This is a genomic window from Escherichia sp. KCJ4928, from assembly GCF_004352695.1.
Taxonomy (GTDB): Bacteria; Pseudomonadota; Gammaproteobacteria; order Enterobacterales; family Enterobacteriaceae; genus ECMA0423.
Window position 1 is genome coordinate 1 of the sequence record NZ_SJWV01000867.1, and the last position, 251, is coordinate 251.

The following is a 251-nucleotide window of genomic DNA, read 5'->3' on the forward strand; positions in this document are numbered from 1 at the left end:
CCAGTTTGAGGCGCAACTCCGTGCCACCAAACTGACGGAAGAGGCTGATCAGTTTATTTGCCAGCGAACGCTGCCTCAGACGTTCACATTCAGACAGGAGAATGCCTTCCAGCATCGGATGATGAACCAGCAGATGTTCACTGGTGCATAAATTCACTATCAGATCATCATCCAGGGGCGGCGTGGTCCGTTTGTCCGGACCATAAATCAGCCGGTGCAGACTCTGGGGTACGATGGCAATCTCCGGTTTT

The 251-nt window shown here is 52.6% G+C and carries 1 pseudogene; it reads right to left on the reverse strand.

The annotated features are described in order from the left end of the window. Nucleotides 1-251 (reverse strand): annotated as a pseudogene (locus E0D98_RS27160) (hypothetical protein); the annotation flags it as partial.